Raw genomic sequence first — 16,588 nt, 5'->3', positions numbered from 1 at the left:
GTCCCAAGCTTGAGGGCAGGTTGCCTACGTGTTACTCACCCGTCCGCCGCTAACCGTCAGAGAAGCAAGCTTCTCTTCAAGTCCGCTCGACTTGCATGTATTAGGCATGCCGCCAGCGTTCGTCCTGAGCCAGGATCAAACTCTCCAATGAAGATGAATTGGTCAGCGTCGTTAAACGCTGTCAAACTCATCGGGGTATTGAAAAGAGCGATAAGCTCATTTTGAATCTGACGAGATTAAAAATCTCAATTGTGTTCCAGTTTTCATACAGCCRGATGGCATGYACCAAAACCTTCACGTTCATTCTGCAAGCAGAATGTTTCACTCACTCGTTGTTCAGTTTTCAAAGATCAAACACGGTTTGTTTTACTTGTTTTTTGTCTAGCCAAGTTTCGGCGGCGACTTGAATAATGTAACACATTTCGTTTGTTTTCGTCAAGAACTTTTTTTATTTTCTTTTTGTAGTTCATTGTTCTTCACTTTTCCTCTAAATGAATTCGCCACTTACTCACGTTTTACTCATTTGGGGAACGAAATATAATGTACCATATTCCTCCGGCCGGAGTCAACATTAAACTTATAAATTATTAAATAAACAAAAAAGGAAGGTTTCCCCTCCTTTATATACCATTTCACATATCAATTTAATAACCTAGATCAAGTCTCAATCCAATATCGAATTTCTCTGCCTTCCCCTTCCAGAGAGGGCCATCCAGCTGATTCTTTTACTATAGAACGAAACACAAGTTTACGAAGAACCAAAGGCAGGTCCTTACGTACAAATTTTAATTGAGGATGATGAACAAGTTCATTCATACTCCACGGCTCTTTCCGGCTTCTCATCACACGCAGCAAAAGTTCGGAGCACTCTCCCATTATGGACATGACGGAAAACTCACAGGCAAGCAAAACCAGCTCCACACGCTGTTCCAAAGTCTCGGAACTTACTGTTAACTCCTGATATAGTTTCCATAACGCACGATCCAATTGCTGTACATGCGTCCAGACGGCATGGTCAGGGTAGATACCCTGCTCAATAAGCACAATCCTTGCCCAGTTTCCCAGTGCCTCCAGTGCACTATAATAAGCATCCACAACATGCCCCTGCTGGATATGTTGCTTGGCCTCAACGTACATTCTCAGAAAACTGGTGAACTCATGAAACAGTTTTTGCTCACGTAACTCATTTCCGAATGAAGACAACTCTTCTCGCAACTTACTGATCTGATTATCCGTCTCCCAGATGATCTCGCCCTCAATAAGACATTGCATGAGATTATCATGTTCTCCCGTAACCGCAGTAATCTGCAAATCAGACCGGCTCGCATAAATCAATTGATAACGAAGATCACCGTATCTGTAATGTTCGACCGTTGACATCGTGTGCTCTGTGTTGTGCACGATCAGTACCAGCAAGTCGAAATCCTGAATCAGAGAGCCGTGGAATCGCTCTCCCGGGTGAGAATAAGCGATAGCCCCAACTGCCCCCGTCTCTTCCGACTGCTCGGACAAAAAAGCAAGGTTCTTTAATTCCACGATTCCCTCCATACAATTTATACAATTCATGGCAGACTAGCGCCAAGTCAGTTATAATGTAATTCTACATGAATCACAACGTTTCCTTCTTTTACAGGGTCCAAAACTACTCATACGATAGGAGCATTTTTCATGATTTTTAAATCAGCAAAAATTAATGCTTTTCGCACTTGGGGATTACTGTTAACCATGTTAGGAATGGGCCTAATGATACTCGGGACAGCCGGAATTGTGTTCTGGGGACATGCTGGAAAGGTCATTGCAGCTGTTGGTCTTGTTATTGGACTGGTCGCCATGCTTGGCAGTTTGATTATTTATTTCTGGGCCGGTATGCTCTCAACCAGTGCTGTTCAAGTCGATTGTCCAGAATGCGGCAAGTTAACGAAAATGCTGGGTAAGACAGACCGCTGTATGTTTTGTCATACGATTCTGACGATGGATCCAAACAAGGCAAACACAATGAGTCCACCTTTGGAACCAACTACTCCACCCACCGCATCTTCCAAGTAACGAGGTGTATCTGTTGGTGACGGACTTTTCAAAAAAACCAACACATCAAAAAGACCCGGTAATTCTACCGGGTCTTTTTCTAATTATGAAAGCTATGATTATAATGAGTTCAGTTAAGTTATTTATAATTTATTTAGAATAACCAGCCTGTTTAAGCGTTTCCCATGCTGACGCATTGGCAAAACTTCTGTTCCACGCAGCTACTCCGCCCAGTTTCAGCGAAGCAAGAAGATCCACCCGTGCTTGCAAAGATACCGCATCTTCGATCCAGATTTTTTTGACAGCACCATCTTCCTTATACTCTACATAGTTCTGCCCACTTGCCTGATCCAGAACAGGTTTAAGTTTCTTCTCCTTAATTAACTCCTGTACGGTGTTCATACCTACAGCTTTGGAGGATACTTTAATCTCTCCCTGTTCATTGGCTTGTTCAGTCCAAATCCGTGTGTATAAAGGAACGGCCATAATCAGCTTGTCCGAAGGAACCTCATCTTCCTCAAGGATGCGTCGCATCGAGGACTCAGTCCATGGGAGAGAAGCTACCGAGCCAGCTTTTGGACTGGCAGCCCAGTGCTCGTCATATGCCATCACCACAATATAATCAGCAAAAGCTCCCAATCCACGGCGATCTAAAAAAGCAGACCACATTTCACTATTTGATTTTGGAGTGACATCCACCGATAACATTAGTCCATGAATGCGGGCCATCGCCTTTATTTCACGTACAAACTGTGTCACATTAACTCCATCTTCGGTGTGCACATTTTCAAAATCGATATTGATACCGTCCAGCCGGAACGTTCTGGCGTAATCCAGCATTTGTTCAATGATGTGCGTACGCTTGGCGTAGGTGGACAGTGCCTCCTTGGTGATAGCCGGATCAAAACTGTTATCCATCAAGCCCCATACTTCCATCCCTGAACGGTGAGCCCAGTTTACATAAGATTGATCTCCTTTGCTTTTCACTGAGCCATTTCCATCTGTAATATGGAACCATGTTGGACTCACCACGTTAACTCCAGGCATTTTTCCGATAGAGTTTACATCTGGTTGCCGATTATAAACAGCTTCCCAGACCAGATTGACGGGTTTGTTTTTCCACTTTTTCTCCGCAGCAGTGGGTGTAAACTTCGGTGTGTCCACAATTTTTTTCTCACCCAGAACGAGATGATCATTATCTACATAACCGGCATAACCGTTATCCATCTGCACAAAGCTCTGATCTTTTCCGGTCTGCCATACACGCACTCTTGTGTTCTGCTGCATATCTGTGAGAATAGGAGATGATTCACCTCCTCGCTTATATAGAGGAACCGTCTGATCTTCTTTGGATGACAGGGTATCAATCTCAGCATATTGTATCGTATCCCCGCCACGCATCAGGATGACAGCACCTGTCGTCGAATCCTCCTGAACGGTCAGTCCGTACACCTCTTTCAGAGGTTGAAGAGGAATATACGCCTCATTCGCTTTCACCTCCGGCTTCACCTTCATCGGATAATTCTTATGATTCAATTCCGCCTTGGTACTGTCCTCTTTCATATGAAGCACTCGCTGCGGTGAAGCTATAATAATATCTCCGGAATCAGCTTCGTAACGTATTCCAGGATCAATAGTTTCTTGTAGCACTTTTACAGGCAGTTTAAGCTGTCCTCCTGTGCCAGAAGCATCCTTATCCATAAGCTGTCCGTCTACAAAAATAGGCTGGTTTCTTCCGAGCCAGTCCGGATCCTCATAGACCTTGTTAAGCCACAGGTTGGTAATAAGCCAATAGGCACCACCAGCCACCAGACAAGCTCCAAGTAACCCCGGCCAAAATGAACGTCGTTTACGACGTGTATATTTACTTTTTCTACCCAAACGACTACCTCCGTTAATTCCATAGATGATGGTGAAAATAAAAAAACAAATGATATATAGACAAAGATGTTTATTACCAGAACCTCTATAAATAAAAAACGTGAAGAATCCATACTGAATTCCACACGTTAATATTGTAAATCATCTCTAATGATCCCTGCAACTCTTGCACACACCATATACTTCCAATCGGTGACCATGTACTTCAAATCCCGTGCTTGACTCAGCCTGAAGCTCCACACTCTTTAACGACGGATAGCTGAAGTCTTCAATCTTGCCACATTGGTCACATATCACATGATAATGATCCGTTACATTGGCATCAAAACGGCTTGAGTTATCTCCGTAGGTCAGTTCCCGAACCATACCTGCTTCCAGAAACATTTTTAGATTGTTATATACGGTCGCCACGCTCATACTCGGAAATTGGGGTTCAAGCGCCCGGTAAATCTCATCGGCTGTCGGATGCCCCATTGATTCCATCAAATAGTTTAATATGGCATGACGCTGGGGTGTAATACGGACACCGGTCGTTTTGAGCTGCTCCAACGCATGTTGGACACGTGTTGCCATAAAGCCCACCGCCTTACCTTTCGATCTCTGTTTGGAAAAAGTGAATCCTTCCCCTTCATACAGAGTATTATTTCTGGCTGTTCACAACAAAAAAATGCTCTCTCACGTCATGTAACCTTGCCAGTGTATATTTATTGTACGGCGATTGCAAGTTTATTGTCAACGCGACGATGCAGGAACTTCGGTTGTATCCTCTTGGGAATTCGGGCCTTCATCCGTCGTCTGCTGTCCATTCTCATTCGTTTCATCTGACTCGGTGGACAAAGTTTCTGGTATAGGGACTTCCGGGTTACGATCTACCGTCAGATCACTGTTCCCTTCAATTTTGATCCTGTACTCTCCCTCACCAAGCTGTCCTTCAATCGTTTTGTTTTTGACGTTGAATGGCATATCCGTCTTCAAATCGCCGTAACTACTGGAGCCTGTCAGACTGTAATCCCCCCGCTCAGGGATCATAACGTTAATAGCGCCGACCGCACTATATACATCCCAATCTCCGCCGACTTTGGTCGAAACGATGTTAATACTGCCATTGAGAGACTGAGCTTTCACACCCAAATTAGCACCATCCAGCGTAATATTCCCATTCCGAGTTTCGGCTGTAAACTCCCCAAAAGAGTCTGTGATACTGACATTTCCCACTTGTGTGGTCAAGTCCACATCCCCAGAAACACCGCGTGCTTTCATATCGCCACGATTGCTATCCATGTCCACGTTCCCCATAGCATTAGCTACGATGACGTCCCCGTTTAACGTTTTCCCCGAGATATCGCCCACCGCATTTGTAATCCGAATTCGCCCATTGCCTGTCTCGGCAAGAATGGTCTTGATGGCTTCAGGACGGTTTAACAAAATCGCACCATTCGATGTTCGGATATCCAGATTGAAACGGCGGTCATCTGGAATGGTGATCGTCATATTCATACGTGGCTGCATTTTTTCATTTTCACCATATGCTTTACCTGTCGCTTTGATATGAATGACTTTATCTCCTTCCGCTTCTACGAAAGAAGCCGCTGCTACCGCCTTGGCTTGTACTTCAGATGCTTGATCTACCCAGACAACGGTATTCACTTTAATCTCATCCGTATCTCCCCGCTGGATTGTTATATCTCCGTTCACACCCTCGACCACGATATCCGAAGTATCCATACGGACAGGAACTCCGATCGTGACCTTATCTTCCTTATAACCGGCAGCCTGACTATAGTCCATTGAAGCTGCTCCCAGATTAAGACTGACTCGGTTCCACAGATGCATGTAGTGATCCTGTTCAGTCACAATAAATACAGAGGCGGTTAAAATCAAAGAGGCCAGGATGCCCTTGGCATCCGGTCTAAAACGTGTTTTTTGTCGCTCATCGGATGGGGACAAACGGTCTACATCTCGTTTAACTCTACCGCGTGTCCACAGGAACAATAAGATCCATTCCACACCCAGAGCCACAAGCAAAAATGGCCACCAATCCACGAAATCGTAGATGTAATCTGTCCCCCACTGTTTATCCATAATGAGCAGTACACCAACAGTAGCTATTAGAGCAGCCGCCGTATAACGTCCAACCCGGATTTTACGGTTCATTCTTTCCCCCTCCTTCCGTCCTATCCGTTTCCTATGTTTTCTTCTTACGAAGCATGACCCAGAATTCCCGGCCGAATAGCAACAAGCCGCCTGCAATCATCAGAATAGCAAAAGAATAACCGCCATACATGGCAATCAAATCTTGAAACCAGCGTGGTTTCCGGAAGAACAGCACCATCAGTGAACCTCCCACAATTAACAGAAGTCCAAACGAAATGCCGCGCTCCCACACCATCATTCCTTCCCGTTCGGAACGTTCGCTACCTAGTGACTTGTCCATATTTCCTTGTGTTACAGCCCGACGCCTGCGCAGCATAACCCAGTCAGCCGATTGCAGCACATCATATACGTTGTAGAAATAAATCACCGGAATACAAAGAGCCAGCAAAATCAGTAAAGGTACATTGATCTGTATACCGATGGATGAAAAGTATAACAGAGCGGACAAATCAAGCAAAACAAGCAAAATAAAAGTCAACCCCCGCATGTACAAACGCAAATAGATATGTCCCAAACCCGGTATAATGGCACTTAATAGCCCGGCAATAAACTTATGTGTTTTATTACGTACCTTCTTGGGTTTTCTAGTTTTTCCCGTTCTTGCATGATCCTTATGGCCCTTCCCCTTCTTCATAACATGCTCCTTTCTCCTAAAAATGACCGTTACCTCTCATTATGCATTTGGTTAGATAGTACCCTAAAGTGCCAGAAGAGTAACTGGAATAAAAATGGATATCGGTAAAAACCCTCCGCCATTCATGGACTCAGAGGGTTGAGATTTACTTTTATTCAATAGACACTTTCGTCATGTGTTCCCACTGTCTTAACTTGGAGACAATCTGTATCGTTTTAAAGTCATGCGGCACTTGAACATGTAGTACAATTTCTATTTTTCGCTCAACAGATACGACTTCTGCAAAAGCCAAATCTGGTTCATTCACGGTAATTTTACGAACTCTAATCTTTTCCTGTTCCATAAAAGACGAGACCTTCTCTAATGTCCCTGGCTCGGACAAGGTATGGAGGGTAATAACATGCAGTTTATTGCCGCGCAAATACCTCAGCTCTAATTTGTTAAAAACCCAAAGATTTAAGAGAACCAGCACAGTGGATACGATGGAGGCAAAAAAGAATCCAGCCCCTGAGGCAAGACCTATCGCAGCAACCACCCAGATCGACGCCGCGGTTGTAAGTCCCGTAATGGACTTTCCTGTGAAAAGAATCGTACCTGCGCCTAAGAAACCGACACCGGTAATTACTGCTGTAGCGAGACGCGCAGGATCGATCCGCACGTTTAATTCATGTGCAAAATCTTTAAAACCATAAATAGACAGCATCATAATCAGCGCCGATCCGAGACATACCAAAATATGAGTTCGTAGTCCGGCAGCATGATTGGAACGCTCACGTTCCAGACCGACAAGTCCACCAAGCAGCATAGCCAGCAATAAACGAAGCAAAATATGCCATTCATCAATAAACCAAGGATTGCTCAACGTTCTAGTTCCCCCTCTAAGTTGTTCACATGCTTAAAGCTTATTCTTATGAAATGTTGTTAATTCCACTCCAGGTGCGATCTCTGCAGCATCCACTGGCTTAAACCCAAACTTCATATATAGATTCACTGCAGCTGTATTTAGCGTTCCTGTAGAAACGATGTAGCGAGGCAGATCGGGATGTAGTTCAAAAACATGTTTCATTAATGAGGCAGCAATCCCTTTGCGAAAGTGGTTCGGATGCACCATCATACGTGTGATGGTTAGTGTGTCCCATTCTTCTTCCATCACAGCCACTGCACCAAGTAGCTCTCCGTCCTTCTCATCAACATATCCGTAAAATGTTTCCCCGCAGTTCTGTAATGTTTCCATCGTATCAAGCAAAGGCGGAATGTCTTGAAATCCGATAATCTTTGCTTCCAATCGGTAAGCCATATGTTGCAGTCTCCACAATTGGGCCAACATATCTTCATCACGCAGTGACAATGTTTGAATTCTCATCGTTAAGCAACCCTCCGTATCAGACTTCATAAACCGTTAAACCGAAATAACACGGCACGTCAGAATTCCTTATAACAAAAAAGAGGCTGTCACAGGGACGAGCCTCTTTCTGTCCGACCTCACTGGAAGGATTAGCGGTTCAATACATCTGCGAGCAGTTGGTTGGCAAGGGCTGGATTTGCTTTGCCTTTACTTTCTTTCATAACCTGACCTACGAGGAAACCGATGGCCTTCTGTTTACCAGCTTTGTAATCTTCGACAGATTGCGGATTGTTCGCAACGACCTGCTCCACAATGGCGAGGATCGCTCCTTCGTCACTGATTTGCACAAGTCCTTTTTCTTCTACGATCTGTTGTGGAAGTTTGCCGCTCTCCAGCATTTCCTTAAATACGGTTTTTGCGATTTTGCTGTTGATGGTGCCTTTCTCCAGCAATCCGATCATCTCACCGAGTCCTTGACCTGTCAGCGGAACTTGCGTTACCTCAAGATTATTGGTGTTGAGATACCCGAGCAAGTCACCCATAATCCAGTTGGAAACCGATTTGGCATCCTGGGTATATTTCAGACTGTCTTCAAACAGATCTGCAATGGCTTTGGATGAGGTGATAACCTCTGCATCATAACTCGGCAGGCTATAATCTTCAGTGTACCGAGCTTTACGCTGATCCGGCAGTTCAGGAATCGAAGCTCTGATGCGTTCCTTCCATTCGGCATCAATATGCAGTTTTACCAGATCCGGGTCTGGGAAATAACGATAGTCATGCGCTTGCTCTTTGCCACGCATCGACAAGGTTTTGCCCTGAGCCTCATCCCAGCGGCGTGTCTCTTGAACAACTTCTCCGCCGTCATCGAGAATTTCGGCCTGACGATATTGTTCATATTCCAGACCGCGCTGTACACCACGGAAGGAGTTCATGTTTTTCAGTTCCGCCCGAGTGCCCAGCTTCTCCTGACCATGTGGACGCAAGCTGATGTTGGCATCGCAACGAAGTGATCCCTCTTCCATCTTCACATCAGAAACATCACAGTACTGCATGATTGCACGAAGTTTTTCCAAATACGCACGCGCTTCTTCCGGAGAAGAAATTTCCGGCTCGGATACAATCTCCACGAGCGGAGTTCCGACACGGTTAAAGTCTACAAGGGAGGCATAACCACCATCTACGTGTGTGAGCTTTCCTGCATCCTCTTCCAGATGCAAACGTGTGATACCAATTCTTTTGGTTTCTCCATTGACTTCGATATCAATCCAGCCATTCTCACCAATCGGCTGATCAAATTGTGAAATCTGATATGCTTTAGGTGAATCCGGGTAGAAGTAGTTTTTACGGTCAAACTTGCTGACATCGGCGATTGTGCAGTTGAGAGCCATTGCAGCCTTCATCGCATAGTCAACGGCCTGGCGGTTCAGCACAGGCAATACGCCCGGGTGTCCGAGACAGACCGGACAGGTGTGTGTATTAGGCGGAGCTCCAAAAGCAGTGGAGCAACCACAGAAAATTTTGGAGTTGGTATGCAACTCCACGTGGACTTCAAGTCCAACGACCGTTTCATATTTAGATGCGGACATTTCTAATTACCTCCGTTCCGGGCAGTCTACAGCTGCGGACGCTGCTTGTGGAATGCTGTATTTTGTTCATACGCATGCGCTACGCGCAGTACGGTTGTTTCATCGAAAGCTTTACCGATAATCTGCAAACCAACAGGCAGACCGTCTGCGAATCCGCAAGGAATGCTGACCGCAGGTACACCCGCCAAGCTGACTGGAATGGTCAGAATGTCATTCAGATACATCGTAAGCGGATTGTCTACCTGAGACCCCATCTTAAATGCCGTTGTAGGTGCAGTAGGTCCAATAATCACGTCATACTTGGCAAAAACATCATCAAAGTCCTGTTTGATCAATGTGCGCACTTTCTGAGCTTTCAAATAATACGCATCATAGTAACCGGAGCTGAGTGCATAGGTTCCGAGCATAATACGCCGTTTTACTTCTGGACCAAAACCCTGACTTCTGGACTGGTGATACAGATCCAGCAAATTCTCCGGATTGTCCGCACGTACACCGTAACGTACACCGTCAAAACGAGCCAAGTTGGAAGAAGCTTCAGAAGAAGCAAGCAGGTAATAAGTAGCTACTGCATATTCGGTATGCGGCAAGGATACCTCTTCCCATGTCGCTCCAAGTCCCTCCAGCACGTTCAGTGCGGCAAGAACTTTCTCTTTAACTTGCGGGTCAACGCCTTCACCTATATATTCCTTCGGTACGGCAATGCGCAATCCTTTGACATCCCCAGTCAGTCCGCTCAAGTAATCCGGGATATCCACCTTGGCAGATGTCGAATCTTTGGCATCATAACCGGCAATGGCTTGCAACACATAAGCAGAATCTTCTACATTTTTGGTCAAAGGTCCGATTTGGTCGAGAGATGACGCAAAGGCCACCAAGCCAAAACGGGAAACCAGTCCGTAAGTAGGCTTTAAACCAACAATTCCGCAATAGGAAGCAGGCTGACGAATAGAGCCGCCCGTGTCTGATCCAAGGGTGAAGTACGCTTCTCCCGCAGCAACCGCCGCAGCAGAACCACCTGAGGAACCACCTGGAACACGATCAAGTGCCCATGGATTATGCACAGGTGAGAAGCTGGAATTCTCGTTGGAACCGCCCATGGCGAATTCATCCATATTCAATTTACCCAAGGTTACGGTATCCGCTGCTTTGAGCTTCTCGACAACCGTTGCATCATACACCGGGTCGAAATTGCGAAGGAACTGGCTTCCGCAAGTCGTACGCAGTCCATTCGTCACGATGTTATCTTTGATACCTACCGGTAAGCCAAACAGCAAACCTTTCTCTTCACCACTGACAAGTCGGTCATCCAGCTGACGAGCGCGTGCGCGTGCGTTCTCCTCGTCCAGTGTCAAATAAGCCTTCACTTTGTCATCATGCGCGCCGATATTCTGAAACGCCTGATCCACCAGATCACTGACCGATAGTTCTTTGGCGTGCAGCTTGTTATGTAACTCAGGCAACGATTGTTCAAATAAACTCACAGTGCTTATCCTCCTTCCAATTATCCGTTATTCCATCACAGCAGGCACTTTAAACTGCCCGTCTTCTTCATCTGGTGCGTTGTGCATCACCTGTTCTATGGACAGGCTTTCCTTGGTTTCATCCTCACGCATCACGTTGCTGACATGCAGAACGTGAGTTGTTGGCTCAATATTGTCCGTGTCCAGCTCATTCAGCTTCTCTGCATATTTTAAGATCGCGTTCAGTTGACCTGTCAGCGTCTGTTCTTCTTCAGCAGTCAGATTAAGACGGGCCAGCTTGGCCACATGCTGAACGTCATTATTCGAAATACTCATTACCGGATGCCTCCTTCAATCGTTCTGTGCCTGAGACAAACCTGCAAACGAAGCGTTCGTTTAACGGGCTAAAGTCCCAAGATAACTTTTCTAATTATAGGTGAGATAGTTCGACAATTCAATGCAAATGCAAAAAAGGAGCCGGCATCAGCCGACTCCTGAAATTCTAATCCTTAAATCCATGCACGCAGATTAACCTGCTTTATAAAATCCGCCTGGGACATCACATCATTCGCGGTTTCTTCTTCCTCTTCCACAACTAGAGGTTCACCGTTCATCAGATGATGAAACAGCTTCTCATTATGTGTCGCAAGGGCGTAATCTATCAACGCTTCTCGCTCGACCCGCTCAGCTTCCTGCTTCAGCAGAACCTCTTCCAGATCGATGTCGCCGGATGGAACAAAAAAGTTCCGATTAACCAGCGGCACTCGAAGCACRTAATCGAACGCATTGTCCGGATTCCGGTCATAAGCGATGATGTATCCATATTCCCCCACAGGAAGATTTTGCTCAAACGAATCCGCGACGATGACAACCTTCTCTCCTAATCGCAGCATCGTCTAACCTCCTGGTAGTCTATCATTATTATTTATTTGTATAGTCTACTAGAAAAGAATAACGATGTCTAGGAATACTAGATTCAAACAACATATTTGTGCAAAATCTTTTTGGAAATTCTCCTAAGTCATATCGAATCATTCTCATATCTCTATTATGTTTAATTCCTGTTATGCCGTTTGCGGTCTGTGCGGATCACAATCAGCCAGTAAATGATCAGAGGCCCAGGAACACTGGTAATGCCCCACAATCCCCATAACCAAGGAAAACGGCCTCGTTTGCGTGCGTCCAGAAAAATCCATGTTCCTTGAAACAATAGCAGGAGCGCAAGAAACACAAGCAGAACCGGAGGAATCTCTTCTAATGAATAATGCAATCTATTCATGATTCATCGTCTCCTTCCGGTGCCGGACCAACCATAATGCAGCTACAATGACAGCAATGACAGTACCCAGAACTTGTATACCCAAGTACACGGCAGGAGAAGAAACAAATAACAACGTCCCCAGTGTAATTATCATCAGTGCAACGAACCAGAAGCAGATGATCTCAACCAGATTGGCCCTGCGCGTAATACGCCTTTGTTCCCTTACACGGGATTCGAGTGTTGCCAAGGATGGAATATCAGCAGGTTCACAGACATCATCCAGTGCTTTCATAGAATCCTGTAATCGCTGTACGATTTCTTCGTCCTGTGACTCATTCGATCTGCTCATGTTATTCCAGCTCCTTTCTTAATTGACGGAGACCATAAGCTGTCCGAGACTTTGCTGTTCCGGCAGGTATGCCCAACATATCGCCAATCTCATCGTAACTATAACCATAATAATGTTTCAGTAGCACAGTAATGCGATGCTCAGGGGTTAGCCTCGTCATCGCGTCCATGACGTCTGTCCATTCCTCGTTTCGACTTTCGAGTTGCCAGCGAAAACGACGGATGGCCTGATGGCGAATCAATTCAAGCCAGTTCCGCTCCCTCTTCTTACGCCTTGTTCTGTCAATGTAGATTCGGGTTGCAATGGTAATCATCCATGATGAAAATGCTGATGTACCATTGTAACGCCTTATATTTTCCATACATCGAACCATGGTGTCCTGTACAATCTCTTCTGCAAGGTTAGGATCCATCGTAACTTTCATCAGATATTTATATACAAACGAGTAATGGCGTTGTAATAGAGCTGCAAGTGCGCTGTCATCGCCCTCCGCCGCTCTGCGCACTTCCTCCAATTCAGCTGTTCTCATCATGATGATCACCCGCTTTCTGTATCAATCTAAAGGTAATACGATAGACTCCATCCAAACGTTCAACACAAAATAATTAATTTCATCCATTCATTCATCTTAATAAAACAAAACAAACCGACAATTTCCCGGGCAATCAGACTCCATTTCGGTATTCTTGCAGTTTGTCGAACCACCGTTGCTCATGTGCACCGTTTCTTAACACACGGCTGTTCCATATATTTTGCCGCTGCCTGAGATCTTGTTTCTTCATGTCTGTTTTTGAGTGATTCGGCTTCGAACGGTTTATATGGTTATTTTGTAAAATTGCTTTATCAAAATCAGCATGGCCTAAATTCAAGCGGGATTGTTTGTTACTATAGATATGACTAAAACTGGCATTAGGTATGTAAGCTTTATGAAGAGTTGCTTCCTTAATAACGGAATACATAACGGAATTTAATTCGGATCGTTGCTCATCAGGATATGTATACTCTGGCGATTGCTTCGACTGAAACATATTTATTTTCTCCACATTATCCTCCCTCACCCTCGCTTATTAAAAACCAATCGATCATCTGTAGTGTTTAACTTAGGTAACTTACAATCATTAGCCTTTAATTTCTATTATCAAGCTTGATTAATCTGTTCTTTCTCTACTGCTTCTACTCATTCTTTATTTCCCTCTAATCCAGCCAAAAAGGGCTGAAAACAAAAAAAGAACGCAAACCGGGTATAAACCACAGTCTGCGTGCTTCGCGAGTTAGGGTAGTTCTATTCAACGCTTTAGTTAAGTAATGCCTTAACGCTTGTAACAACTAATTGTTATTCTAATGGTAAAGCTGTCACTTGTCCAGACTTAATTCATATATTCTGTCGAATTATCTGGCAGGAACGTAAGGATTATTCTGTTTCTCATAACCTATCGTTGTTTTGGGGCCATGTCCCGGATATACCTTAACCTCATCAGGAAAGCGATACAACTTATTCTGAATGGAGTCCACCAGATCGCGTTCACGACCACCTGTCAGGTCCGTTCTGCCCACACCCATGCGGAACAACACATCTCCAGCAAATAGATCATTTTCACAAAGGAGACTGACACTACCTGGAGAATGTCCTGGCGTATGGTATACCTGAAACGTGTGACCAATCAATTGCAGCTTCTGACCTTCATCCAAGGCAAACTCTGCCGGATTCGCCGTGATCGGTGGTGTGACTTGCGGCCAATTCAACGACCCGTTCAGTTTGGCCGTAGTCAGCCAGTCACTTTCCAGATCATGCAAGTAGACGGGACAGTCCTTCAGCTTACGAATCTCCTCCACACCGCCGATATGATCGAAATGAGCATGGGTCAGAAGAATCGCTTCAATCTCCAGATCCTGAATAGCCTTGAGTAACGGGCCAGGATTCATGCCTGGGTCAACAATAACAGCTTTACCCGGGTCCTCTCCCTGTAACAGGTAGGCATTAGTTTGCAACGGCCCGAGCGTAAATGTACGAATGTTAAGCATATGAATTAAAAACCCGAAATCAGTTCACGCAGCTCACGAATGATCACTGCATGGGACTCCGTTCCTTCCCCATAACGTTTCAAGATCTCTTTGCGCGCTTCGGCCATGTTGTCTTGGTAGTCTGCAGCCTCACGGTCAGGATTCAGTCGTTTGAATTCCACCATCACCTCTTGTACATGTTGCGGGCGCGGCCCCCATTGACCAAGCACATGTCCGCCAGTATCCGCTACGATCACGATAGGCACAGACCGACCACCCATCGTCAGAAACTCATCCATCACTTCTGGATGGTTTTCCATAATCAGGACTTCAGTCGGGATGCCGGAAATTTCCAGCGCCTGAAACACGACTGGAATATTACGAACTACATCACCACACCAATCCGCTGCTAGGATCAGCACACGAAGGTCGTCACGATAGTTCAGACTTTCAAAAAATTCACGATCTTCTTCGTTTGCCCAGACAAAGCTATCATAGTTTGCTTGAAATTCACTTTGATTTTTAGTCATGCTTGCGATAAATTCCTTCGGCGGCAAGCCTTTACCGAATTTGTGAGACAAGTTAGGTTTGGACATTACTTCACACTTCCTCTCTTTTTACGTACATTCATCCATTTGATAACAACATAAACAATCATAAGAGCAAGCGCGACAAGCAAGATTGGCGTAATAAATGGTGCCGCTTTCTCATCTACATGCTTCCACTGATCTCCAAGAATCATCCCTAAATATATAAACAATGCAGTCCAAGGTATAACAGCGAGTGTGGTTAGCAGAATGAATTTGCCTGTATGCATTTTCGTGATACCGGCCGGAATCGAAATTGCATGTCTTACGACCGGAACAAACCTTGCTGTGAAAATAACACCTGTACCATACTTGCGGAACCACTCTTCGGAATGATCAATGTGTTTTTTCTGGATCAATATGTATTTACCGTAGCGTTCAAGTACAGGTCTGCCGCCATAACGACCAATCCAGTAAATAAACAGTTGAGCGAGCACCCCGCCCACTGTGCCAAAAATCATCGCACCGAAGAAGTTAATGTTATGCTGAGAAACGAGAAAACCGCCATATGCCAACACAATTTCACTTGGAATAATCTCCATCATTAATCCGAGCATGATGCCGAAGTATCCCAGACTTTGAATCCAGTCGAATAATTGGCTGACAATGTTATGAATAACGTCCATCTCAACCCTCTTTCTTTTCCCTGAAATGGCGGTGCCCTGAAGCACCATGGATGTTCGTCCTTATTTTATCACAGGCATCTGAACGTGGCTACTTGACGGATCAAGACAGTGTCCCGCTGCCCCTGCTCCGCATATGGTATGGAGAGAGGAGTGTGGAATCGTGTCATTTAAATCTGCGCCTGGGTCTCCCCTGGTCAAACATAAGCAATCCGGCCAAAATCTGCCCTCTGCCCGAGGCATTCGCCGTGCCTGCAGCAAGGAATTATACCGGACGGCCAAGAGGTTAAAATTGTATATCTCTCCGGAACAAATGAAGCAGGCCGAGGAAACATACTACGCCAAAGTTATTGCAAACCTACTCTGGATTGGAGAAAACCGCAATGACCGCAAAAAACTGTGCGAATGGTGGCATACCGAAGTCAGTGCAGATATTGCTGCGCTCTGGGACGTTGAGGTTGAACCGCTGAAAGAAGCATTTAAACATGCTTTTGGCGGCTACCGTCTGTAGAAAAGTTTAAACAGGCAGGCGAAAGCATTCTCGCCCGCCTGTTTAAGTCTCTCTGAGAAGGGCAGCATTAACCAAAGCTTTCATCTACCCTGAAACAGTAGGGTAAGGAAGAAAAGTCGGTTTGGACTGACACATACATATGCAAAGTTGCTGTCACATGAATTG

20 protein-coding genes and 1 rRNA gene are annotated in these 16,588 nt (G+C 45.2%); 2 read left to right on the top strand and 19 right to left on the bottom strand.

Features of this window, described 5'->3' with window-relative positions:
• Positions 1 to 151: ribosomal RNA gene (locus AB4Z30_RS21765) — 16S ribosomal RNA — on the bottom strand; the annotation flags it as partial.
• Positions 152 to 657: 506 nt separating this feature from the next.
• Positions 658 to 1,536 carry a nucleotidyltransferase-like protein gene (locus tag AB4Z30_RS21760; protein ID WP_441929542.1) on the bottom strand — a complete coding sequence of 293 codons (879 nt, stop codon included), beginning with the start codon at positions 1,534 to 1,536 and terminating at the stop codon, positions 658 to 660.
• A 132-nt stretch (positions 1,537 to 1,668) separates the two neighbouring features.
• Between AB4Z30_RS21760 and AB4Z30_RS21755 the strand changes: the two genes are divergently transcribed.
• Positions 1,669 to 2,046 (top strand): DUF2614 family zinc ribbon-containing protein, encoded by a 378-nt coding sequence (locus tag AB4Z30_RS21755; protein ID WP_441929540.1) that lies wholly within the window; start codon positions 1,669 to 1,671, stop codon positions 2,044 to 2,046.
• A gap of 129 nt (positions 2,047 to 2,175) precedes the next feature.
• Here AB4Z30_RS21755 and AB4Z30_RS21750 read toward each other — a convergent pair whose 3' ends face one another.
• The 17 genes from AB4Z30_RS21750 to AB4Z30_RS21670 form a co-directional block, all read right to left on the bottom strand.
• A complete protein-coding gene (locus AB4Z30_RS21750; RefSeq protein WP_441929539.1) occupies positions 2,176 to 3,906 on the bottom strand; it encodes a glycosyl hydrolase family 18 protein in 1,731 nt (576 codons plus the stop codon).
• A gap of 147 nt (positions 3,907 to 4,053) precedes the next feature.
• Entirely contained in the window at positions 4,054 to 4,479 is a 426-nt protein-coding gene (gene perR / locus AB4Z30_RS21745) for a peroxide-responsive transcriptional repressor PerR (protein ID WP_441929538.1), read from the bottom strand.
• A 159-nt stretch (positions 4,480 to 4,638) separates the two neighbouring features.
• Complete coding sequence (locus AB4Z30_RS21740; protein WP_441929537.1) at positions 4,639 to 6,060, bottom strand: DUF4097 family beta strand repeat-containing protein; 1,422 nt, start codon at positions 6,058 to 6,060, stop codon at positions 4,639 to 4,641.
• 31 nt (positions 6,061 to 6,091) lie between these two features.
• Complete coding sequence (locus tag AB4Z30_RS21735) at positions 6,092 to 6,694, bottom strand: hypothetical protein (RefSeq protein ID WP_441929536.1); 603 nt, start codon at positions 6,692 to 6,694, stop codon at positions 6,092 to 6,094.
• 151 nt (positions 6,695 to 6,845) lie between these two features.
• Positions 6,846 to 7,556, bottom strand: a complete 711-nt coding sequence (locus AB4Z30_RS21730; protein WP_090924508.1) for an MgtC/SapB family protein — start codon at positions 7,554 to 7,556, stop codon at positions 6,846 to 6,848.
• 33 nt (positions 7,557 to 7,589) lie between these two features.
• A complete protein-coding gene (locus tag AB4Z30_RS21725; protein ID WP_441929535.1) occupies positions 7,590 to 8,057 on the bottom strand; it encodes a GNAT family N-acetyltransferase in 468 nt (155 codons plus the stop codon).
• 131 nt (positions 8,058 to 8,188) lie between these two features.
• On the bottom strand, positions 8,189 to 9,628 hold the full coding sequence (gene gatB / locus AB4Z30_RS21720) for an Asp-tRNA(Asn)/Glu-tRNA(Gln) amidotransferase subunit GatB (protein ID WP_251511861.1): 1,440 nt from the start codon (positions 9,626 to 9,628) through the stop codon (positions 8,189 to 8,191).
• 26 nt (positions 9,629 to 9,654) lie between these two features.
• Positions 9,655 to 11,112, bottom strand: a complete 1,458-nt coding sequence (gene gatA, locus AB4Z30_RS21715; protein WP_441929534.1) for an Asp-tRNA(Asn)/Glu-tRNA(Gln) amidotransferase subunit GatA — start codon at positions 11,110 to 11,112, stop codon at positions 9,655 to 9,657.
• Between the two features lie 27 nt (positions 11,113 to 11,139).
• Entirely contained in the window at positions 11,140 to 11,427 is a 288-nt protein-coding gene (gatC, locus tag AB4Z30_RS21710) for an Asp-tRNA(Asn)/Glu-tRNA(Gln) amidotransferase subunit GatC (RefSeq protein ID WP_090924504.1), read from the bottom strand.
• Positions 11,428 to 11,600: 173 nt separating this feature from the next.
• Complete coding sequence (locus tag AB4Z30_RS21705) at positions 11,601 to 11,984, bottom strand: ATPase (protein WP_441929533.1); 384 nt, start codon at positions 11,982 to 11,984, stop codon at positions 11,601 to 11,603.
• A gap of 161 nt (positions 11,985 to 12,145) precedes the next feature.
• Positions 12,146 to 12,370 (bottom strand): sigmaY antisigma factor component, encoded by a 225-nt coding sequence (locus AB4Z30_RS21700; RefSeq protein ID WP_441929532.1) that lies wholly within the window; start codon positions 12,368 to 12,370, stop codon positions 12,146 to 12,148.
• Positions 12,363 to 12,701 (bottom strand): YxlC family protein, encoded by a 339-nt coding sequence (locus AB4Z30_RS21695; protein WP_441929531.1) that lies wholly within the window; start codon positions 12,699 to 12,701, stop codon positions 12,363 to 12,365. Before AB4Z30_RS21695 ends, AB4Z30_RS21700 begins: the two co-directional genes overlap by 8 nt.
• A gap of 1 nt (position 12,702) precedes the next feature.
• Positions 12,703 to 13,230, bottom strand: coding sequence for an RNA polymerase sigma factor SigY (sigY, locus tag AB4Z30_RS21690; protein ID WP_441929549.1), 528 nt, complete (start codon positions 13,228 to 13,230; stop codon positions 12,703 to 12,705).
• A 136-nt stretch (positions 13,231 to 13,366) separates the two neighbouring features.
• Positions 13,367 to 13,744, bottom strand: coding sequence for a hypothetical protein (locus AB4Z30_RS21685; RefSeq protein ID WP_441929530.1), 378 nt, complete (start codon positions 13,742 to 13,744; stop codon positions 13,367 to 13,369).
• A 346-nt stretch (positions 13,745 to 14,090) separates the two neighbouring features.
• A complete protein-coding gene (locus AB4Z30_RS21680; protein WP_441929529.1) occupies positions 14,091 to 14,723 on the bottom strand; it encodes an MBL fold metallo-hydrolase in 633 nt (210 codons plus the stop codon).
• A 5-nt stretch (positions 14,724 to 14,728) separates the two neighbouring features.
• Positions 14,729 to 15,298 carry a thioredoxin family protein gene (locus AB4Z30_RS21675; RefSeq protein ID WP_441929528.1) on the bottom strand — a complete coding sequence of 190 codons (570 nt, stop codon included), beginning with the start codon at positions 15,296 to 15,298 and terminating at the stop codon, positions 14,729 to 14,731.
• Entirely contained in the window at positions 15,298 to 15,915 is a 618-nt protein-coding gene (locus AB4Z30_RS21670; RefSeq protein ID WP_441929527.1) for a DedA family protein, read from the bottom strand. Before AB4Z30_RS21670 ends, AB4Z30_RS21675 begins: the two co-directional genes overlap by 1 nt.
• Positions 15,916 to 16,075: 160 nt before the next feature.
• Here AB4Z30_RS21670 and AB4Z30_RS21665 point away from each other — a divergent pair, with 160 nt between their 5' ends.
• Complete coding sequence (locus AB4Z30_RS21665) at positions 16,076 to 16,423, top strand: dehydrogenase (RefSeq protein ID WP_441929526.1); 348 nt, start codon at positions 16,076 to 16,078, stop codon at positions 16,421 to 16,423.
• Positions 16,424 to 16,588: the final 165 nt, after the last annotated feature.

This window comes from Paenibacillus sp. 2TAF8 (assembly GCF_052114825.1).
In the GTDB taxonomy this organism is placed as follows: domain Bacteria; phylum Bacillota; class Bacilli; order Paenibacillales; family Paenibacillaceae; genus Paenibacillus.
The sequence above is the reverse complement of the archived record's forward strand: the minus strand, read 5'-3'. Positions and strand labels throughout refer to the sequence as shown.